This is a genomic window from Ruegeria sp. CH10, assembly GCF_056537125.1.
The window spans coordinates 436,312-457,502 of sequence record NZ_JBQFQY010000003.1; the positions used below are offsets into that span (position 1 = coordinate 436,312).

At 59.4% G+C, this 21,191-nt stretch carries 20 protein-coding genes; 14 read left to right on the plus strand and 6 right to left on the minus strand.

The window, feature by feature from the left end; all coding sequences use genetic code 11:
- Positions 1-10 precede the first annotated feature (10 nt).
- Positions 11-2,905 (plus strand): DNA translocase FtsK, encoded by a 2,895-nt coding sequence (locus tag ACRZ94_RS12395; protein WP_480797469.1) that lies wholly within the window; start codon positions 11-13, stop codon positions 2,903-2,905.
- A 39-nt stretch (positions 2,906-2,944) separates the two neighbouring features.
- Positions 2,945-3,541 carry a LolA family protein gene (locus ACRZ94_RS12400; RefSeq protein WP_480653738.1) on the plus strand — a complete coding sequence of 199 codons (597 nt, stop codon included), beginning with the start codon at positions 2,945-2,947 and terminating at the stop codon, positions 3,539-3,541.
- 13 nt (positions 3,542-3,554) lie between these two features.
- On the opposite strand, the gene ACRZ94_RS12405 is transcribed toward ACRZ94_RS12400, so the two are convergent.
- Positions 3,555-4,136, minus strand: coding sequence for a transglycosylase SLT domain-containing protein (locus tag ACRZ94_RS12405; protein WP_480653740.1), 582 nt, complete (start codon positions 4,134-4,136; stop codon positions 3,555-3,557).
- 60 nt (positions 4,137-4,196) lie between these two features.
- Positions 4,197-5,078 carry an AEC family transporter gene (locus ACRZ94_RS12410; RefSeq protein WP_480797470.1) on the minus strand — a complete coding sequence of 294 codons (882 nt, stop codon included), beginning with the start codon at positions 5,076-5,078 and terminating at the stop codon, positions 4,197-4,199.
- A gap of 80 nt (positions 5,079-5,158) precedes the next feature.
- On the opposite strand from ACRZ94_RS12410, the gene hspQ reads away from it, so the two are divergent.
- The gene (gene hspQ, locus ACRZ94_RS12415; RefSeq protein WP_480797471.1) at positions 5,159-5,485 is read left to right on the plus strand and encodes a heat shock protein HspQ; all 327 of its coding nucleotides are present in this window, start codon (positions 5,159-5,161) and stop codon (positions 5,483-5,485) included.
- 4 nt (positions 5,486-5,489) lie between these two features.
- Here the strand turns inward: hspQ and ACRZ94_RS12420 are convergent, their stop codons facing one another.
- The 3 genes from ACRZ94_RS12420 to ACRZ94_RS12430 form a co-directional block, all read right to left on the minus strand.
- Complete coding sequence (locus ACRZ94_RS12420) at positions 5,490-7,067, minus strand: gamma-glutamyltransferase family protein (protein WP_480797472.1); 1,578 nt, start codon at positions 7,065-7,067, stop codon at positions 5,490-5,492.
- A gap of 212 nt (positions 7,068-7,279) precedes the next feature.
- Positions 7,280-7,720 (minus strand): ATP-binding protein, encoded by a 441-nt coding sequence (locus ACRZ94_RS12425; RefSeq protein WP_480797473.1) that lies wholly within the window; start codon positions 7,718-7,720, stop codon positions 7,280-7,282.
- Between the two features lie 30 nt (positions 7,721-7,750).
- Positions 7,751-8,089, minus strand: a complete 339-nt coding sequence (locus tag ACRZ94_RS12430; protein WP_480653748.1) for an STAS domain-containing protein — start codon at positions 8,087-8,089, stop codon at positions 7,751-7,753.
- 103 nt (positions 8,090-8,192) lie between these two features.
- On the opposite strand from ACRZ94_RS12430, the gene ACRZ94_RS12435 reads away from it, so the two are divergent.
- Entirely contained in the window at positions 8,193-9,365 is a 1,173-nt protein-coding gene (locus ACRZ94_RS12435; RefSeq protein ID WP_480653750.1) for a thiolase family protein, read from the plus strand.
- 94 nt (positions 9,366-9,459) lie between these two features.
- Positions 9,460-9,912 carry a GAF domain-containing protein gene (locus tag ACRZ94_RS12440; protein ID WP_480797474.1) on the plus strand — a complete coding sequence of 151 codons (453 nt, stop codon included), beginning with the start codon at positions 9,460-9,462 and terminating at the stop codon, positions 9,910-9,912.
- Positions 9,913-9,957: 45 nt separating this feature from the next.
- Here the strand turns inward: ACRZ94_RS12440 and ACRZ94_RS12445 are convergent, their stop codons facing one another.
- Complete coding sequence (locus ACRZ94_RS12445) at positions 9,958-10,347, minus strand: SHOCT domain-containing protein (protein ID WP_480653754.1); 390 nt, start codon at positions 10,345-10,347, stop codon at positions 9,958-9,960.
- Between the two features lie 151 nt (positions 10,348-10,498).
- Here ACRZ94_RS12445 and ACRZ94_RS12450 point away from each other — a divergent pair, with 151 nt between their 5' ends.
- The 9 genes from ACRZ94_RS12450 (at position 10,499) to ACRZ94_RS12490 (ending at position 20,940) form a co-directional block, all read left to right on the plus strand.
- Complete coding sequence (locus tag ACRZ94_RS12450) at positions 10,499-11,245, plus strand: hypothetical protein (RefSeq protein ID WP_480653756.1); 747 nt, start codon at positions 10,499-10,501, stop codon at positions 11,243-11,245.
- Positions 11,246-11,401: 156 nt separating this feature from the next.
- Positions 11,402-11,977, plus strand: coding sequence for a helix-turn-helix domain-containing protein (locus ACRZ94_RS12455; RefSeq protein ID WP_480653758.1), 576 nt, complete (start codon positions 11,402-11,404; stop codon positions 11,975-11,977).
- A complete protein-coding gene (locus tag ACRZ94_RS12460) occupies positions 11,978-12,601 on the plus strand; it encodes a LysE family translocator (RefSeq protein ID WP_480653760.1) in 624 nt (207 codons plus the stop codon).
- A gap of 4 nt (positions 12,602-12,605) precedes the next feature.
- On the plus strand, positions 12,606-12,986 hold the full coding sequence (locus ACRZ94_RS12465) for a GFA family protein (RefSeq protein WP_480653762.1): 381 nt from the start codon (positions 12,606-12,608) through the stop codon (positions 12,984-12,986).
- A 15-nt stretch (positions 12,987-13,001) separates the two neighbouring features.
- Positions 13,002-15,449, plus strand: a complete 2,448-nt coding sequence (locus ACRZ94_RS12470; protein ID WP_480653764.1) for a GcvT family protein — start codon at positions 13,002-13,004, stop codon at positions 15,447-15,449.
- Between the two features lie 3 nt (positions 15,450-15,452).
- Positions 15,453-16,505, plus strand: coding sequence for a zinc-binding dehydrogenase (locus ACRZ94_RS12475; RefSeq protein ID WP_480653765.1), 1,053 nt, complete (start codon positions 15,453-15,455; stop codon positions 16,503-16,505).
- Positions 16,506-16,518: 13 nt separating this feature from the next.
- Positions 16,519-17,412 carry a homocysteine S-methyltransferase family protein gene (locus tag ACRZ94_RS12480; RefSeq protein ID WP_480653767.1) on the plus strand — a complete coding sequence of 298 codons (894 nt, stop codon included), beginning with the start codon at positions 16,519-16,521 and terminating at the stop codon, positions 17,410-17,412.
- A gap of 10 nt (positions 17,413-17,422) precedes the next feature.
- On the plus strand, positions 17,423-18,397 hold the full coding sequence (locus ACRZ94_RS12485) for a GlxA family transcriptional regulator (protein ID WP_480653769.1): 975 nt from the start codon (positions 17,423-17,425) through the stop codon (positions 18,395-18,397).
- Positions 18,398-18,486: 89 nt separating this feature from the next.
- Complete coding sequence (locus ACRZ94_RS12490) at positions 18,487-20,940, plus strand: GcvT family protein (protein ID WP_480797475.1); 2,454 nt, start codon at positions 18,487-18,489, stop codon at positions 20,938-20,940.
- The last annotated feature ends 251 nt before the right edge of the window (positions 20,941-21,191 follow it).

The following is a 21,191-nucleotide window of genomic DNA, read 5'->3' on the forward strand; positions in this document are numbered from 1 at the left end:
CGAGGGCAAAATGGCATCATTGAACGCGCGCAACCGTGATCCATTACTGGACAGCACCACTCAGGCCGCGATTGAGCGGCGCAGCAAGGAACTGATCGGGATCGCCCTGATCCTTCTGGGGTTGGCCGCTGCCGCGATGATCTGGTCTTACACGCCGGAGGACCCGAATTGGATGGTGTCAACAGATGCGCCGGTGCAGAACTGGATGGGCCGGATTGGCGCGTCCATTGCCGCGCCCTTGTTCATGATCGTTGGCTGGGGCAGCTGGAGCATTGCCATGGTTCTGATCGGCTGGGGCGTGCGCTTTGCCGGTCACTTTGGTGAAGATCGTGCCATTTCCCGCCTGATCTTTGCGCCGATCTGGATTGCCGTTGTCTCGGTCTATGCTGCCACCTTGGTGCCCGATGAGGCATGGCGCGCGACCCATAGCTTTGGTCTGGGTGGCCTGTTTGGTGATACCGTCATGGGGGCATTGCTGACCCTGTTGCCGATTTCCTCGCATTTCATGGTCAAACTGATGTCGCTGGCGATGGCTGTCGGCATGCTGGCGCTGGGCGTGTTTGTTCTGGGCTTCACCCGGGCCGATGTGCGCAAGGGGTTCCGTGCCTTCCTGCTGGGACTTGTGATGTCCTATGATATGCTGATGAACCTGCTGGGCCGGGGGGCGTCGGCCACGGCTCAGGTGGCACGTGACCGTCGTGCGCAATGGGAAGACCGCAAGGCCGCGCGGGTCGAGCCTGCGTTCGACGACGATCTGGCCTATGCCGACCCGATGTTTGAAGAGTTCGAGGTTGAGGAGGAAGAACCCGCCAAGCCCGGCCTTCTGGCCCGGATGCCCAGCCTGATCCGCCGTCCTGAACCGATGCCAGAACCCGAGTTGATTGACCGTGAACCGGTTGCAGATTTCGACGAAATGCCGGGCGAAGACCGCATTCGCTCGAAAATCTCGGCTGCCGTGCGCAATCGCAAGGTCGCGGCAGGTGAGATGGCGCCCGCGCATGATCCGAACCTGCCCTTGACCAAAGGCCGTGGTCGTGGCCCGGACCCGCTGATCCTGAACCCCCGAGGAACAGAAGAGCTGCCGCCCGAACCGCCCGTAACCTCTGCCGGTTTGCCACCCGAGCCGATGCTGACCTCAGACCCTGAACCAGAATGGCAGCAGGAACCCCTGCATCAGGATTTCGTGCCGGAACCGGAGTTCGAGGACGAGGCTGTGTTCGAGGATGAGCCGATGCCCGAACCCGTCCCGCAAGCGCGCCCTGCGATGAAAATTCCGGTGGCCGAACCGCGCAAGCCGGTGGTTGCACAGCCCGTGCGCCGTACCCCCCCGCCATCGCGTCGGGCGCAGGCCGAAGCACAGCCGGCGTTGTCCTTCGAGGACAAACATGCGGATTTCGAACTGCCCCCGCTGGGTTTGTTGTCGAACCCCGCCGCGATTCAGCGCCATCACCTCAGCGATGAGGCGCTGGAAGAAAACGCGCGGATGTTGGAGAACGTGCTGGATGACTATGGCGTCAAAGGTGAGATCGTCAGCGTCCGCCCCGGCCCAGTTGTCACCATGTATGAATTGGAGCCCGCGCCCGGTCTGAAAGCAAGCCGCGTGATCGGTCTGGCTGACGATATTGCACGGTCGATGTCGGCGCTGTCTGCGCGGGTGTCGACCCTGCCGGGCCGCTCGGTCATCGGGATCGAACTGCCCAATGAAAACCGCGAGATGGTGGTGCTGCGCGAAATTCTGGCCAGCCGTGATTTTGGCGACGGCAATCACGCGCTGCCGCTGGCACTGGGTAAGGATATCGGCGGCGAATCTGTCGTGGCGAACCTTGCGAAGATGCCTCACCTGCTGATCGCTGGGACCACGGGCTCGGGTAAATCGGTGGCAATCAACACGATGATTCTGTCGCTGTTGTACAAGCTGACGCCGGACGAATGCCGCCTGATCATGATCGACCCCAAGATGCTGGAATTGTCCGTTTATGATGGCATCCCGCATCTGCTCTCGCCCGTTGTGACCGACCCGAAAAAGGCTGTTGTCGCCCTGAAATGGGTCGTGGGCGAGATGGAGGATCGTTATCGCAAGATGTCCAAAATGGGCGTGCGCAACATTGCCGGTTACAATGGCCGCGTAAAAGACGCTCTGGCCAAGGGCGAGATGTTCAGCCGCACGGTCCAAACCGGCTTTGACGATGAAACCGGCGAACCAATGTTCGAGACGGAAGAATTCGCGCCCGAAGCGATGCCCTATATCGTCGTCATCGTTGATGAGATGGCCGATCTGATGATGGTCGCGGGCAAAGAGATCGAAGCCTGCATCCAGCGTCTGGCACAGATGGCGCGGGCCTCGGGTATCCACCTGATCATGGCGACGCAGCGCCCCTCGGTCGATGTGATCACCGGCACGATCAAGGCGAACTTCCCCACGCGGATCTCGTTCCAGGTGACGTCGAAAGTCGACAGCCGCACCATTCTGGGCGAAATGGGGGCTGAGCAACTGCTGGGGCAGGGCGATATGCTGTATATGGCCGGCGGAGCCAAGATCACCCGTTGCCACGGGCCCTTTGTTTCGGACGAAGAGGTTGAGGAAATCGTCAACCACCTGAAACAGTTCGGCCCGCCCGACTACATGAGCGGCGTGGTCGATGGCCCTGCCGAGGAAAAGGCAGACAATATCGACGCCGTTCTGGGCCTGAATACCGGCGGCAACACGAACGGAGAGGATGCCTTGTACGATCAGGCGGTGGCGATTGTGATCAAAGATCGCAAATGCTCGACCTCATACATCCAGCGGAAACTTGCCATCGGCTACAACAAAGCCGCGCGGCTGGTTGAGCAGATGGAGGACGAAGGCGTTGTTTCGGCGGCAAATCACGTCGGTAAGCGGGAAATCCTCGTCCCCGAGCAATAGGATATTTAATAACAAGGGCGGAACGCCTATCTGTGAGCCATGAAACAGATTGCTTTTGCCCTTGCCCTGACCCTGGCCGCCCCGGCGGCCTGGGCGGCTGATAAACTGCCCTTGTCGCAGATTTCCAACTATCTGAACGATTTGAAAACCGTTCAGACGACGTTCACTCAGGTCAATGATGATGGCACGCTCAGCACGGGTAAGCTGTGGATGCAGCGGCCCGGCAAGATGCGGTTCGAATATGATCCGCCTAGCAGCGCTGTGGTTCTGGCCAATACGGGCACCGTGCAGATCTTTGACCCGAAATCAAACCAACCGCCCGAGCAATACCCGTTGCGGCGCACACCCCTGTCACTGGTGCTGGCGCGGAATGTGAATCTGGGGCAGGCGAATATGGTAGTGGGCCATACGTTCGACGGAACGGCCACGGTTGTGACTGCTCAGGACCCCAAAAACCCCGAATCCGGCCGGATTGAGCTGATGTTCACCGATAATCCGATTGAGCTGCGCAAATGGGTGATCCATGACAACGCGGGGACCCAAACAACCGTGTTGCTGGGGCAGTTGGATACAGATGCCGACCTGAGCCGCGATTTGTTCTCAAAAGCAAAAAGAACCGGGTCAGCCAACCGCTGACCCGTATCCCGTTTTAATAGCGGCAGCCTGACAGCTGCGCCTGATACAGCTTGGCCCGTGCATCCACGTCATTGGCGACGTTCAGCAGCCATGTCTTGCTGTAGTGGCTGCCGCGGGCATAGCCGGTATGGCCTTCGTGATAGGCCAAATACTGGTTGCGCGTGTCGCTGGGGTGGATGCCGTTACGCTCATAGCTTTTGTTCATGTACCAGCCGATGAAATCCGACGCATCGCGGATGCGGTCGCGCTTGGCGCGGCGCTTGCCGGTTTCGCGCTGGTATTCCTCCCATGTGCCGTCCAGCGCCTGACTAAAGCCATAGGCGCTGCTTTGACGGCCCATCGGGATCACGCCCAGAACATATTGATGCGGCGTGCGCGCGTCATGCTTATAGCGGCTTTCCTGATAGATCGTCGCCATCTGAACGTGAACGGGAACACCCCATTTCCGTTCCGTGCTTTTGAACGCCTTGATGAATTCGGGCCGCTCGCGCGCAATACTGCACGCGTCATTCAGCTTGCTGGGTGGCTGTTTCGAGCCACCCCCACAGGATGCCAAAAGCAGCACCCCGAAGAGTACGAAAAGAATTCTGCTCATGTGCCTCATGCCTTTTTCTTTTATTCTAGCGCAGATTGAGCTTTTTGGAAATCACAATCGTTACAAAACAATAGCTAGAATTAAGGGCAATGCGCCCACAGACAGGATGGTTGAGATCATGACCATCCCCGCAACCGCATCCGCATCCGCGTTGAACCGCGCCGCCAGCAGGTAGGATGTCACCGCGACCGGGGTGCACATCTGCAGAACCATCACCCCAAATCCGACCGTATCCAGACGGAACAGAACCGCCAAAACCCAGCCCAGCACAAAACACACAATCAGCTTGAGCACAGACAGCCAGATCGCCTGTCCGATCTTTTGCGTGGTCAGCCGCGCGATGGCGACGCCCACCGTGATCAGCATCATGGGAATGGCCATCTGGCCCAAAAGCTCAAGCGTGTTGGTCAGGAAAACCGGGGTCTGCCAGCCACGCCACAGGAACAGGGCCCCCAACAGAGTGGCCCAGACCATAGGCTCGCGCACCGCTTTGCCAAAGCCGCCTTTGCCCGCCACGACATAAAGCCCGTAGGTGAAAGACAGCAACGCGGTGACGGCCAGGAAAATGACCGCATAGCCCAACCCCGCCTGACCAAAGGCGAAAATGCACAGGGGCAGGCCCAGATTGCCGGAGTTGCCGAATACCAGAGGCGACAGATAGGTCCTGCGATCCAGACCGCGCAGGCGTACGAATGCCTCAAACACGAGGGCCAGCCCGACATGCCCGGCAATGGCTGCCAGCGTAAAGCGCGTCAGCTCTCCGGCCGGGATTTCGGTCTGCATGAGGGCCACAAAGATCAGGCTTGGCACCGCCAGCGTGACGCCCAGACGGGTCACGAACTCCAACCGGTATTCGAAGCCCAGCTTGACCCAGGCAAAGCCCACCGCCGCCAAAAGAAAGACCGGAGCGGCGATTTCGAACACTGTCAGCAAGAGGTTCACAGACTGTTTCCCTTAATTTCAGATCAATGATTGGCTTTTCGGCCCGGAAAGAGGTAGTAAGACCTCTGGGGGCATAAACAATGCTGAAGACACATGCCAAGTACGGGTTGGGCCAGGTTGTCCGCCACAAAAAACATCCCTTCCGAGGGGTGGTTTTTGATGTGGATCCAGAGTTTTCGAACACCGAAGAATGGTATCAGGCCATCCCTGAAGACAGCCGCCCGATCAAGGATCAGCCGTTTTATCACCTGCTGGCCGAGAACGACCAATCCTTCTATGTGGCTTATGTTTCTGAACAAAACCTGATCGAAGACCAGTCGGGTGAGCCGGTTGAGCATCCCGACATCCCCGACATGTTTGGTCCCTTCGAAAACGGTGCCTACCCGCTGCACTTTCATTTGAACTGACGGCTCAGTAGCCAAGGGCACACCCGTCTTTTCGCGGATCGCTTGCGCCTTTCAACACACCGGTGTCGCAGATTCGAATGGCTTGCGCGCCACCCAGCGGTGTTTCCGGAACATCGACGTTGTGCCCCATTTCCGACAATTGTTGGGCGACCTTAGGCGAAATTCCGCGTTCCAGCTTGAGAACACCCTTGTCGGCAAAGGCGCGCGGGGCATCGATGCTGGCTTGCAGCCCCAACCCGTGATCCGTCATGTTCGACAGGAACCGCGCGTGGCCGGTTGGCTGATAGGCCCCGCCCATCACGCCAAAGGGCATCAAGACCTTGCCATCTTGTTTCAGCGCGCCGGGAATAATCGTGTGCATGGGGCGCTTGCCGCCGCCCAGTTCGTTGGGATGGCCCGCCTGCAGGGTAAAGCCCGCCCCCCGGTTTTGCAGCAGAATGCCATATTTCTCTGATGCGATACCCGAGCCAAAGCTGTGAAAGATCGAATAGATCAGCGAGACCGCCATCCTGTCCCGATCCACCACGGTGATGTAAACTGTGTCTTTGTGGATGGCCTCGGTCAGCGGGGCTGCTGCTGGCATTGCGCGTCTTGGGTCGATCAGAGCGGCCAGCTTATCTGCCACACCCTGATCCAAAAACCGATCCGCATGCGTTGTGTGATCCGGGTCTGCAATGAACCGATTGCGCGCATCATAGGCGAGTTTCGAGGCTTCGGCCTCAAGATGCAGCCGTTCCGCGCCAAACGGGTCCATGCCGGACAGGTCGAAATTCTTGAGTATATTCAACAGCAAAATCGCCGTTGCACCCTGGCCGTTGGGCGGATGTTCAACCAGCTCTATCCCGTTATACATCCCGCTGACGGACTGAGTGTCCGTGCAGGCAGTGGTCAGAAAATCATCTGCCGTGTGGGTGCCGCCAAGTTTGGTGAGGGTCGAGATCATGTCCTCGGCAATCTCGCCTGAATAAAAGGCGTCGCGCCCGTTTCGGGCGATCTGGCGCAGAACTTCGGCCTGACCGGGTGCGCGGAACACCTGACCCAGTTCTGGCGGTTGGTCGTCGAACAGGTAATGCGCCCGCGCCGCGCCTTGCAGTGCCTCAGCCCCGGATTGCCAATCCTGCGCGACCCTCTGGGCAACCGGGACGCCTGTGTCGGCATAGTGAATGGCTGGCTGCAGAATGGCGTCCAGCCCCAGCTTGCCCTCGGTCTCGGCCAGATGGCAGAACGCATCGACAGCCCCCGGAACAGTCACCGCATCGGGCGAATTCAGCGGGACCGAGGCCAGACCTTGCGCGCGCAACCGTTCAGCATCCGCCGCGGCGGGCGCACGGCCCGAACCGTTCAGCGCGCGGATTTCATCCTCGCCCGCCCGGTTGTAGAGGACAAAGCAATCGCCGCCCAAACCGGTCATCTGCGGCTCGCAAATTCCCAGCAGAACGGCCCCGGCAATGGCGGCGTCCATCGCGTTGCCACCTTGCTGCAGGATATCCACCGCAACTTTCGCGGCCAGAGGGTGCGACGTGGCACACATCCCCTCGGTTGCCAGAACTTCGGACCGGCCCGGAGTGTGAAAATCCCGCATGGTGTACTTCCCCGATTTGAACGCGCCGAAGGTACCGCGCGGTCGGAACTTGTCCAGTAAAATCAGTGGGAAGATCCTCGGCGCCGTTCACTGGGTGGGGGCTGTGACACATGGCGCCGAGGGAAGCTATCTGAGCTACAGGTACAGTTTTGCCTATTGTTTGCGGCGCCACAATGGTTCGATCTGGGCCTTATTGTGACGTTTTTGCGCCGTCAGGCCGGTTCGGGAAAATCAAACCGCAGCGACAGGCGATTGCAGCCCTTGCTGCGTTCATACCGGATATCATTGGTCAATTCGTGGATCAGGAACCAGCCGAACCCGCCCTCTGGCAACTCATCCACACAAGACCCAAGCGGCGCTGGAACGCCATCGGGCACCCGAAATCCTGGCAACGGATTGCCTGTGTCCGAAATCAGAATATCCAGCCAGTCCCGGTGCAGATGACACCGCACCTGCACCTTTGCCGGGGTCACATCCGCATAGGCGTGTTCGACAACATTGTTGATCGCCTCGGCCAGCGCGATCTTTACATCTGCGGCCTTGTGCATTGGCAAACCTTTGGCGGCAAGGCACCGGCTGAGCTGCGCAATGCCGCTACTGGCTTCGGCCTCGGTTGCCGCAAAAGTCAGATTTACACACTTGCCGTCACACATAGGGGGTGGCCTGCTCAGAAGATCGGAAAATCAATCAGCGGTGGCCGAAAGGGCGTCATCCAATGTCGGGAACAGCTTAAAGACCGTATCCATGCGGGTCAGCCGAAAGACCTTTTCGACAAAGGGATGCAGGCCTGCCAAATCCAGCCTGCGGTCATTGCCAAGCTGCTTCATCGAGGCAACGATGGCCCCCAAACCGCTGGAATCAATAAACTCGACACTGCTGAGATCCAGAACCACACGCTTTATGCGACCGTCGGCCTGATTTCGCATATCTTCCTTGAACTGAATGGCCATAGCGGCATCAATGCGGTCAGAATGGACCTTGATGATCTGAGTGTCGTCGGTCGTAGTACTTGTCAGGGCCATTCGCGACGGTCCTTTGATCTGAAATTCACTGGTAGAAATACGCTAGACGGCAAATCTTACCATTCGGTATCCATCGATACTGAAAAAGAGGAGGAACATCGTGATGAAACAGGTCGTAATCGCGGGTGCCGCACGCACTCCTATGGGTGGGTTTCAGGGTATGTTCGACGGAGTTCCGGCGGCGGAACTTGGCGGAACCGCCATCCGCGCTGCGTTAACGGGCGCTGGCACCGCGACGGTCGATGAGGTTCTGATGGGCTGTGTTCTGCCCGCAGGGCAGGGGCAAGCGCCCGCACGGCAGGCCGGTTTCGCGGCGGGTCTGGGCGAAGAGGTGCCGGCAACGACGCTCAACAAGATGTGCGGATCGGGGATGAAAGCCGCGATGATGGCCTTTGACCACATCGCGCTCGGCCATGCCGATACGATGGTCGCAGGCGGGATGGAGAGTATGACCAACGCCCCGTACCTTCTGCCGAAAATGCGTGGCGGCGCGCGGATCGGGCACGGTCAGGTGGTTGATCACATGTTCCTGGACGGGCTCGAGGACGCCTATGACAAAGGCCGGTTGATGGGTACATTCGCCGAGGACTGCGCCGAAGCCTATCAGTTCACTCGCGAGGCGCAGGATGAATACGCGCTGCAATCGCTGTCGAACGCCCTGACCGCGCAGGAAAGCGGTGCCTTTGCAGATGAGATAACATCTGTGACCACCCGCACCCGCAAGGGCGAGGTCACCTGCGCACAAGACGAACAACCCCAATCCGCACGCCCCGACAAGATCCCGACTCTGAAACCGGCCTTTCGCAAGGACGGAACCGTGACAGCCGCCAATTCCTCATCCATCTCGGATGGTGCGGCGGCCCTTGTGCTGGCCTCAGCGGACGCGGCCGAGGCGCAGGGCCTGACCGTCCGCGCCCGGATCGTCGGCCACGCCAGCCACGCGCAGGCACCGGGCCTTTTCACCACCGCGCCTGTTCCCGCAGCTCAAAAGCTCCTCTCTGCCATCGGTTGGTCCAAAGACGATGTGGACCTGTGGGAGGTGAACGAGGCTTTCGCCGTCGTCCCCATGGCCTTCATGCAGGAAATGGGCCTGCCGCGTGACAAGGTGAACGTCAACGGCGGCGCCTGCGCGCTGGGCCACCCAATCGGTGCCTCAGGTGCCCGGATCATGGTCACATTGCTCAACGCGTTGGAGAAACGAAACCTCAACCGTGGCATTGCGGCCATCTGCATCGGCGGCGGCGAAGGTACAGCCATCGCCATAGAACGCGTTTGACCCTTCTTCTTGTTTCAAATACGGCGGGGGTGAATTGAGCCATCGGCTCAAGAGGGGGCGGCGCCCCCTTGCCCCGTCGCAAAAAGGCACCACCATGACCACAGACTTCGCCACGCTTGCAAAAACCATAACTTCAATCACCGAAGGTGAAACGGACCAGATCGCACTGATGGCCACGATCGCCTGTGAGTTGCACCACGCCGATGACCGCTTCAACTGGACCGGCTTTTACCGCGTGACCGAGCCCAATCTGCTGAAGATCGGGCCCTATCAGGGTGGGCATGGCTGTCTGGTCATTCCCTTTGAACGCGGCGTCTGCGGCGCAGCGGCCCGGACCGGAGAAGTGCAGCTTGTTCCCGATGTGGACGCTTTTCCGGGCCATATCGCCTGCGCGTCCTCAACGCGTTCCGAGCTGGTGCTGCCGGTGCGGGATACATTGGGCACTGTGATTGCGGTGTTTGATATCGACAGTGATCAGCCCGACGCTTTTACGGAAACGGACGCGGCAGCACTCACCACGATTCTGAACAGCGTCTTTGCCAGATGAACTCGACCGAGCGCGCCCGGTCGACACTCTTTTCAGAACAAGAGATCAGGCGCCAAGCACCTTGGCTTTCTGTGCGGCAAATTCCTCATCCGTCAGATGGCCTTTGTCCTTGAGCGCGGCCAATCGCTCAAGCTCGTCTGCGGCAGATACGCTGGCAACGGACCGGATGTAGTCCTTTTGTGCCTCTTCGATCTGGGTCATGGTTTCAACGCTATGCTGGTGCATCTTGTCGCCGCGAATGATCAGGTAGCACAAGACGCCAAGCCATGGGATCAGGATCACAAAGGCGATCCAAACAGCCTTGCCGCCACCGCTCAGGTCTTTTGAGCGAAAGACATCGGCCACCACCGAAATCATCACCCAGAACCAGGCGACCATCAGGAACAGCCAGAAGATCGACCAGACGATATCGAAGAACCCAAGTCCGTTTTCCATTGTTTACATCCTTTGAATGCTAATGAGGAACGACACCTCTCAATAGTGCCCGTTTGTAACAGGCGTCGAGCTTTTTGGTTAGAGTGTTGTTACAAGTATCAATTTCATGGATAGCTCTTGGTTGTACTTGCGATGAATTGAGGGCGGAAAAATGCTGGGTTCAGATGGGCTATTCATCAACCGTGTGTATGATGCCCCGATCAGAAGAATTGCCGTTATGGGTGAACGATCTTCGGGCACAAACGTTAGTAAATTTGTGCTTGAACGCGCATTTCGCTTGGAAAAAGATGGAAAGCTTGGCTGGAAACACGGCTTTGTTCAGGGTTCTGGAATTGCTAAGGACACTTTGGTCGTTGTTTCTGTACGCGCGCCATATGACTGGGTCATCAGTATGTTCGACAAACCATGGCATTGTACCGAAACGATGCGAAATCTTGAGTTTCCTGGGTTTATTCGCGCCCCGTGGGATACCGTTGTGGATCGGCCCAAGGCATATTTTGGACTGCCGCGAAAAGAGTACGCAAGCGTGCCGTTGTTGCAGGACCGTGATCCTATGACCGGTAGACGATTTAGTAACCTAATGCAGATGCGGACTGCAAAGCTGAGACATTGGACGGGATTGCGCCATGACCTTTGCAATTTGGTTGTTTGGCGTTTCGAGTCGTTCAAAAAGACTCCGGAAGATATTATTCGAGCCGTTTCCAGAAGTTTTGATCTGGACGTCGACAAAGTTGAATGGCCTGTGCGGGCCTTGGGAAGTATGCGGCCTGATTTGCGCCAGGGTAAAATTCAAAAAGTAGAAGCCCAAGACATGCGTTTCATCAATTCTCAACTCGACCCGGCTTTGGAGAAAAGTCTTGGCTACCAACTACAAGAGCCTGGCGGTCAGTCATTTTGATCGTCACGGAATAGGCTAGTTTTCTCGCCTTAGATTACCGGTTCGGCCAGCCCCTCCAAAAAGGCATACTTTGGTGACCCGCGTGAAAAAACGCTTGGAAATTTCACCGACTCGGGTCATCGTGAAAAAAGACCGTCAATTTTCACGCACCCGGAGATGTCAGTGAACACCCAAGCCCCGAACCGAGCGACCCTTGGTGCCGATATCCGGGCCTTGCGCAAGGCGCGTGGGTTGACCTTGACCGAGATCGCAGAGCGGCTGAACCGGTCGGTCGGCTGGCTCAGCCAGGTTGAGCGGGACATGTCTGACCCCTCGATTTCCGATCTGCGGCAGATCGCGACATGTCTGGGTGTTCCGATGTCGATGCTGTTCGCCCATTCCGCGGCACCCGCAGATGAGCAGGGATACGTGGTGCGCGCAGGCTCACGCCGCCCGATGGGGTCGGGTGAGGAAGGGTTGATCGAAGAATTGCTCTCGCCCGATCTGACCGATGATTTTGAGATGGTGCATTCCACCTTTGAGCCTCGTTCCAAGATGCAAACCCCGGCCCACCGTCCGACGCAAGAGGTCGGCTATATGGTCTCGGGCCGATTGGACCTGATCATCGGAGGGCGGCAATTCTCGGTCGGGCCGGGTGACAGTTTCCGCATCAAACATGAACCCTATCAATGGGCGAACCCTTTTGATGAGCCCGCCGTGGCCATCTGGGTCATCGCCCCGCCGGTGTATTGAATGAGCTTTGAGGCATGGACCATATTCGCCCTGTTCTGGGTGGTGTTCGTCACCACGCCGGGGCCGAATGCGGTCAATTGCATCTCAAACGGGATGAGCCTGCCCTTTCCCAAAGCCATGCTGGGCGTGCTGGCGATCTTGACGCAGGCCAGTGCGTTTCTGATCCTGTCGGCGCTGGGCATCACGGCGCTGATTGCGGCTTCGCCCATGGGATTTTTCATTGCGAAACTGATCGGTGCCGGGTTCCTGATCTGGATGGGTATCCGCGGCTGGATCAACGCCAGCAAGCCCGCACCCGCGTCCGAGCGGCCCGCGCGCCACGTCTATCTGCACGCGCTGGCTGTAGCCACGATCAACCCCAAAAGCGTGGCCGGGTATCTGGCGGCGTTTTCACAATTCGTGCAGCCCGACGTGCCGGTCTGGCAGCAGATGGGGGTGATCATGCCCACTGCGCTGGTCATCACGACGCTCAGCTATACCGGGTTCACCCTGCTGGGCGCGCTGATGGGCAAAGCCGCGCTGGGCGCGGTGTTCAACATCTGGGTCCGCCGCATGATGGCGACCTGTTTCATCATCTACGGCGTGTTGCTGGGCACCAGCACATCGCCCACAGCAAGGGGGTAAAGACATGCACACCGGTTCCTGCCTCTGCGGCAAGGTTGCCTTCACCATTGACGGAGACCTCAGCCCGCCCAATGCCTGCCATTGCGGCCAATGCCGCAGGCAATCGGGACATCTTTGGGCCTCATGCGAGACGCATCAGGACAACCTCAGATTTACCTCGGACGAGACGCTGGGATGGTACCACGCCTCGGACATCGCCAAGCGCGGCTTTTGCAGCGCCTGCGGCTCGTTCCTGTTCTGGCAGCACAATGACGAGGACACGATTGCAGTTTCGGTGGGATCGTTGGACGAACCCACCGGGCTGAAACTCGCCCAGCACATCTTTGTGGCGGACAAGGGCGACTACTACGACATCACAGACGACCTGCCCAAGCGGGCACATTAATAGGGAAGCAAGACCATGAGTGATTTTCCAACCAAGGCCCGTGTGGTCATCATCGGCGGCGGCGTTGTCGGCTGTTCGTCGCTTTATCATCTGGCCAAAAAGGGCTGGACCGACTGCGTTCTGCTGGAAAAGAACGAACTGACCGCCGGCTCCACCTGGCACGCCGCGGGCAACGTGCCGACCTTTTCGACCTCTTGGGCGATCATGAACATGCAGCGCTATTCGACCGAGCTGTATGCGCGCCTTGCGGATGAGGTCGATTACCCGATGAACTACCACGTTTCGGGCTCGATCCGTCTGGCGCACAGCAAAGAGCGGATGCAGGAGTTCGAGCGCGCCCTGTCCATGGGCCGCTACCAAGGCATCCCGATGGAGATGTGGACGCCCGAACAGGCGAAAGAGCGGTATCCGTTCCTTGAAACCCATGACCTAGAAGGCGTGCTGTACGACCCGACCGATGGCGATATCGACCCGGCCCAGCTGACGCAAGCCTTTGCCAAAGGCGCGCGGGATTTGGGCCAGAAGATTATCCGCTTCTGCCCGGCGACCAATGTGACCCAGCATGACGATGGCACCTGGACCGTGCACACAGATCAGGGCGACATTGCCTGCGACTACGTGGTCAACGCCGCAGGTTACTATGCGCAGCGCGTGGGTGAGATGTTCAAGCCATACGGTGGTCGCACCGTGCCCGCGATGGTGATGAGCCATCAGTATTTGCTGACCGACGAAGTGCCCGAGGTTGAGGCGTGGTCGAAAGAAAACGGTGGCAAGCTGCCCCTACTGCGCGACGTGGATATTTCGTACTATCTGCGGCAGGAAAAGAATGGCTTCAACCTTGGTCCCTATGAGCCCAACTGCAAGGGCCACTGGATGACCGAAGATGACCCGATGCCCGAGGATTTCAGCTTCCAACTGTGGAACGACGATCTGGACCGGATCGAGGATATCATGATGGACGCGATGGAGCGGGTGCCGCTGATGGCAACTTCGGGTGTGGGTCGTGTCATCAACGGCCCGATCCCGTACGCGCCGGATGGTCTGCCGCTGATCGGCCCGATGCCCGGCGTGGCAAACGCGTTTGAGGCGCACAGCTTTACCTTCGGCATCGCGCAAGGTGGTGGTGCGGGTAAAGTGCTGGCCGAATGGATCGTCGATGGCGCGACCGAGTGGGACATGTGGGCCGTCGATCCGCGTCGCTACACCGACTACACCGATCAGGATTACTGCAACCAGAAGGGCATGGAGGTCTATGGTAACGAATACGCCATGCACTTCCCGCATCACGAATGGCCTGCGGCGCGGGATAAGAAGGTTTCGCCTGTTCACGCCAAGATCAAGGAACTGGGCGGTGTCATGGGCGCCTATAACGGCTGGGAGCGCGCCAACTGGTTCGCCAAGCCGGGCGACGACACCTCGCTTGAGGCCACGCACACATGGGGTCGGTCAGGCCCGTGGGAGCAGCGGATCAAGGAAGAATGCGAGGCGGTGCGCGATCATTGCGGCGTGCTGGACCTGCCGGGCTTCTCGCGCTTCATGGTCAAGGGCGACGGCGCGGCTGAGGCGCTGCGTGGTCTGGTTACGGGTGGTCTGCCCAAAGTGGGTCGGATCAATCTGGTCTATATCTCGGACGACCGGGGCCGCATCCTGACCGAAATGTCCTGCCTGCGTCTGGGCGAGGATGAGTTCGTCATGATCACCGCCGCCACTGCGCAATGGCATGACCGCGACATTCTGGTGAATGCGATGCCCTCGGGCGTCAGTGTCGAGGATGTCACCACCACCCGCGATACGCTGATCGTAACCGGCCCGAAATCGCGTGAGATCCTGTCGGGCCTGACCGATGCAGATCTGTCGCTGGGCTGGCTGACCCATCAGTCGGCCACCGTGGCGGGGCAGCCTGCTCATCTGATCCGCGTCTCCTTTGCCGGTGAGCTTGGATGGGAGGTTCACGCCCTGAACGACCACATGCCTGCGATCTATGACGCGATCCTCGGTGCGGGTGCCACACCGTTTGGCATGTATGCGCTGAACTCGCTGCGGATCGAGAAAGGCTACCGCGCGTGGAAGGGTGATCTGTCCACCGATTACTCGCTGCTGGAAGGCGGGCTGGGGCGGTTTGTCAAACTGGACAAACCGCAGGACTTCCCCGGCAAGGCCGCGATCCTGAACGAAAAGCAGCAGGGCGTGAAGAAGTCGTTCGTGACCCTGACGGTCGAGGCCGGTGACTGCGACGCGCCCTACATGTCCTGCATCTGGCAAGGCGATCAGATCGTGGGTGAGACGACGTCCGGAGCATGGGGTTATCGCGTCGGCAAATCCATCGCGCTGGGCATGGTCAAGGCCGAACTCGCCAACCCCGGCACCACGTTGGAGGTTGAAATCTACGGTCAGAAATACCCTGCCGTGGTGCAAGAAGATCAGCCCCTCTGGGATCCGGCCAACGACCGGCTGCGGGCCTGATCCATGACTGCTCCGCGCGTCATGCAAGGCGTCTACCTGACCCGTCACGGCGGGCCAGAGGCGCTGGAGTGGCGCGCGGATATTCCCGTGCCGCACCCCGGACCCGGCCAGGTTCTGGTTCGGGTCGCGGCAGCCGGGGTGAACAACACTGACATCAACACGCGCGTCGGTTGGTATTCGTCGGATGTGACCGGTGCGACCGACGCGGTGGATCAGGATGTAGAGGCCGGAGGCTGGGGTGGCGCGCTGCACTTCCCCCGCATTCAGGGCGGCGATCTGTGTGGCGTTGTCGAACAGGCCGCACCGGATACCGGGTTCCGCCCCGGTCAGCGCGTGACCTGCCCGATCAACCTGCCACGTCCGCGCCCCGGCAACCCGACCGGGTTTATTGCGCTGGGGTCGGAAATCGACGGGGCCTTTGCGCAGTATTGTCTGGTTGAAGCGTCTGATCTGTATGATGTCTCAGCCTCACCCTTGTCGGATATTGAGATTGCCGCCATTCCCTGCGCCTTTGGTACGGCTGAGAACCTGCTGACCCGGGCCGGTGTGACTTCAGGGCAAAAGGTGCTGATCACCGGTGCCTCGGGCGGAGTCGGCTTGGCAGCGGTACAACTGGCCGCGTTGCGCGGGGCCACGGTGTGGGGTGTGACCAGCCCCGCCAAGGCCGATGTGGTCAAAGGGCAGGGCGCGGTCGATATCTTTGCGCGCGATGCGACACTGCCTGCGGACATGTTTGACGTGGTGATTGATGTGGTGGGCGGACCCGCATGGCCCGGCCTGATCCTCGCCCTGAAACCGGGCGGTCATTATGCGGTGTCCGGCGCGATCGCCGGGCCGATGGTCCAGGCTGATCTGCGTGACATCTATCTGCGCGACATCACCATTCACGGCTGCACCCATCAGGCCTTTGACGTGTTTGGACGTCTGGTCGAGATGATCAATGCCGGTCGGATCAAGCCATTGATCTCAAAAACTTATCCGTTAAGGGATATCGCCACGGCGCAGCAGGATTTCCAATCCAAAGCCTATCCGGGCAAACTTGTCCTGATTCCGTGAAAGGGCTGGGAAAATGGCACAAATCACTCTACTGGATGGCTCTGTCGGGCAAGAGCTGGTCAAGCGCAGCGGTGAAAAGCCGACCCCTTTGTGGTCGACCCGGGTAATGATCGACCACCCCGAACTGGTCGGGGATGTGCATGCCGATTACTTCCTTCGCGGTGCGACCGTCGCCACCACGAATACCTACGCCGTTCACCGCTCGCGCCTTGTGCGCGAAGGGTTGGATGATCAGCTGGCCGCGCTGATCGATGCTGCGTTGACACAGGCTGAACAGGCGCGCGCGAAAACAGGCGGGCGGATCGCGGGGGCATTGGGGCCCTTACTGGCCAGCTACCGCCCGGACCTGAACCCCGACGTGACCGAGGCAGCCGAAAAATTCGGCGAACTGGCCGCCCTGATGGCCGGTCGGGTCGATCTGTTTCTGATCGAAACCGTCTCATCCGTGCAAGAGGCCGAAGGGGTCCTGCGCGGTGTGGCAGATCTGGGCAAACCCGTCTGGCTGGCGCTGTCGGTCATGGATGCGGATGGAACATATCTGCGCTCGGGCGAGCCCTTGTCAGAGATCGCGCCTTTGGTTGCCCAATTCGCGCCCGAGGCCGTGCTGATCAATTGCTCGCGCCCCGAGGCGATTCCGGCTGCGTTAAAGGTCATTGCCACACTGGGTCGGCCGTTTGGGGCCTATGCGAACGGTTTCACTGGGATCACCCAGCAGTTTCTCGAAGACGCGCCCACAGTCGATGCGTTGGAGCAACGGCAGGATTTGGGGCCTGATGCCTATGCCGATCATGCGATGGCCTGGGTCGAACAGGGCGCCAGCATTGTCGGCGGCTGTTGCGAGGTTGGCCCCGATCACATCGAAACCCTTGCCAAACGGCTGCGCGCCGCCGGGCATGAGATCGTCTAGGGAACCGCTGATGCCCAAGGCTGCGCCCTCATCCCCCCGGACCGATCAGCACCATTTCGATATTCTGGTCGCGCCGGGCTTTGTGCTGCTGGAGCTGGCGTCGCTGGTCGAGGTGCTGCGCCTGGCAAACCGGGTGTGCCCGGCCCCTCCGTTTACCTTTACCTACAGATCGCTCAGGGGTGGGCCGATTGCCAGCAGCAGCGACGCGGTGGTGCAGACCGAGCCCGTTTCAGCGCAGCCCCGGGCCGACTACCTGTTCGTGGTTGGCAATTCCGACCCGGACCACCCTGACCTGTCCCTTGGGCGCGTTGTCTCGGGCTACACATATCGCGGGGCGCAGGTGTTTCTGCTGGCCGAGGCCGCCAGCCGTTACATCAAAGAACAGGGCAAGGACAATATGGCGACCCATTGGGAGAACGCCTCGTTCCTGCGCGAGCGCGGTGCCCGGTTCGAGGCCAAGCTGTCTATCGCCACCGAACAGGGCGCCGTCGTCACCTGCGCCGGGATGGAGGCGACAACGGATGTGGCACTGGCCGTGATCGGGCGGCATATCTCGGGGCCGGCCAAAATGACGGTGGCAGACATCATGCTGCATGAAAACATCCGCGATTTTTCATCGATGCAGCCTTTTTCGGGCACGCGCCTGACGGCCACCGGGGATGCCAAGCTGGATCAGTGTATCAAGCTGATGCAGGCCAATATCGAAGACCCTCTGCCTATCAACCAGATTGTCGACGAATTGCACCTGTCCAACCGATCGCTCGAACGTAAGTTCAAAACGTTCTTTGGCACCACCCCCAACGGGTTTTATCGCGAAATGCGGCTGGCCAAGGCCAATAACCTGCTGCTGAACACCACCATGAGTGTGCGCGAGATCGGCCTGGCCTGCGGCTTTCCGAACGGGTTTTCCTCGGTCTACAAAAGCTTTTTTGGTGTGACGCCCTTTGTTTTGCGGCGCGAGAAACGGGCGGCTGCACATCGGTGATTTTCGCCAATAGAGTGACGCTTTTGGTGCATTTATTGTCGATCTTTCATGGCATTTTGCCCGAAACCTGACAGTGCGGAGATTTCAGGATGGTTGATCTTCCCAACAAGGCCCGTGTGGTCATCATCGGCGGCGGCGTCATCGGATGCTCGGTCGCGTATCACCTGACCAAAAAGGGCTGGAGCGATGTTGTCCTGCTGGAACGCAAGCAGTTGACCAGCGGCACCACATGGCACGCCGCCGGCCTGATCGCGCAGCTGCGGGCGACGGCAAACATGACCAAGCTGGCGAAATACAGTCAGGAGCTTTACGGCTCGCTCGAAGAGGAAACCGGTGTTGCGACCGGGTTCAAACGCTGTGGTTCGATCACCGTGGCCCTGACCGACGAGCGCAAGGAAGAGATTTACCGTCAGGCCGCCATGGCCCGCGCCTTTGGGGTCGAGGTTGAAGAAATTTCGAACGAGCGCGTGGCCGAACTGTATCCGCATCTGAACATCGAAGACGTCAAAGGTGCTGTTTACCTGCCGTTGGACGGGCAAGGCGATCCGGCGAACATCGCGCTGGCGCTGGCCAAGGGTGCGCGTCAACGCGGCGGGATCGTCAAGGAACGCGTAAAGGTCACTGACATTGTCCGACAAGGGCGCAAAGTGACCGGCGTGGACTGGGTTGTGGATGATGGCAGCGCCTCGGGCCATATCGAATGCGACATGGTGGTGAACTGCGCGGGGATGTGGGGGCATGAGGTCGGCCGGATGGCAGGCGTGAACGTTCCCCTGCACGCGTGCGAGCATTTCTATATCGTCACCGAAGGTATCGATGGCCTGACCCAGCTGCCGGTTCTGCGCGTGCCGGACGAATGCGCCTATTACAAGGAAGACGCGGGTAAAATTCTGCTGGGCGCGTTTGAACCCAACGCGAAACCCTGGGCGGTGGAAGGCATCCCCGACAGTTTCGAGTTCGACCAACTGCCCGAAGATTTCGACCATTTTGAGCCGATCCTTGAGGCCGCAGTGAACCGGATGCCGATGCTGGCCGAGGCGGGGATTCATACCTTCTTCAACGGGCCTGAATCCTTTACCCCCGACGATGCCTACCATCTGGGTCTTGCGCCCGAGATGGACAATGTCTGGGTCGCCGCCGGGTTCAACTCGATCGGTATCCAATCCGCCGGCGGTGCTGGCATGGCGCTGGCCGAGTGGATGGATAGTGGCGAAAAGCCCTTTGATCTGGGCGACGTGGATATTGGCCGGATGCAGCCGTTTCAGGGCAACAAACAGTACCTGTTTGAACGGTCCAAGGAAACGCTGGGCCTGCTCTACGCAGACCACTACCCCTATCGCCAGAAGGCCACCGCGCGCGGAGTACGGCGCACGCCCTTCCACCATCACCTGCTGGAGCAGGGTGCCGTCATGGGGGAACTGGCCGGGTGGGAGCGCGCCAATTGGTTCGCCAATGAAGGCCAGGAACGCGAATACCACTACAGCTGGAAACGCCAGAACTGGTTCGAAAACTCAGCCGCAGAACACCGTGCGGTGCGCGAGAATGTGGGCATGTATGACATGTCCTCCTTCGGCAAAATCCGCGTCGAAGGGCCGGATGCGGAACGGTTCATGAACTATATCGGCGGTGGCGATTATTCGGTTCCCAATGGCAAGATCGTCTATACCCAGTTCCTGAACCGCACAGGCGGGATTGAGGCGGACGTGACCGTCACCCGCCTGTCCGAGACCGCCTATCTGGTGGTCACGCCCGCAGCGACACGTCTGGCGGACCAGACCTGGATGATGCGTAACAAGGGTGATTTCAATGTGATCATCACCGATGTGACCGCAGGCGAAGGGGTTCTGGCCATCATGGGCCCGAACGCGCGCACGCTGCTGCAAAAGGTCTCGCCCAGTGATTTCTCAAACGCGGCCAACCCGTTCGGCACCGCGCAAGAGATCGAGATCGGCATGGGCCTCGCCCGCGCCCACCGCGTGACTTACGTGGGTGAACTTGGGTGGGAGATCTATGTCTCTTCTGACATGGCCGGACACGTGTTTGAGACGCTGCATGAGGCCGGACAGGACATGGGCCTCAAGCTTTGCGGCATGCATATGATGGACAGCTGCCGGATCGAGAAGGGCTTCCGCCACTTTGGTCACGACATCACCTGTGAAGACCATGTTGTGGATGCGGGGCTGGGCTTTGCCGTGAAAACTGACAAAGGCAGTGATTTTATTGGTCGCGAAGCAGTGATCGCACGCAAGGAAAGCGGGCCCAAAAGCCGTCTGGTTCAGTTCAAACTGGCTGATGCCGAGCCACTGTTGTTCCACAATGAGCCGATCATCCGGGATGGCGAATATGTGGGTTATCTGAGTTCGGGCAATTACGGCCACACCCTTGGCGCTGCCATTGGTCTGGGATATGTGCCATGCGAGGGTGAGAAACCAGCGGATGTGCTTTCGTCTACCTATGAGATCGACGTCTGCGGCGTAAAGGTCAGGGCCGAGGCCTCGCTGAAACCCATGTATGACCCAAAATCCGAACGCGTCAAACTGTGATGAGGGCCGAAGGGGGCGCTGCCCCCGCCGCCCGTTCCGGGCGACTCCCCCGGGATATTTAAGGCCAGATGAAGTCGGGATCCCTTGTTCATCTGTCCAAAAATATCCCGGAGCGCGAGGCAGAGCCTCGCATGTTGACAGGGCGCCACCAGCGTGACCTATCACGTTTCCTGATGACCTGCTTCACAGTTTTCGCAGTTTCCAACCCGGTCTGATTTGCCGTAGAGAAGCGCAATATCAATCGGAGACGT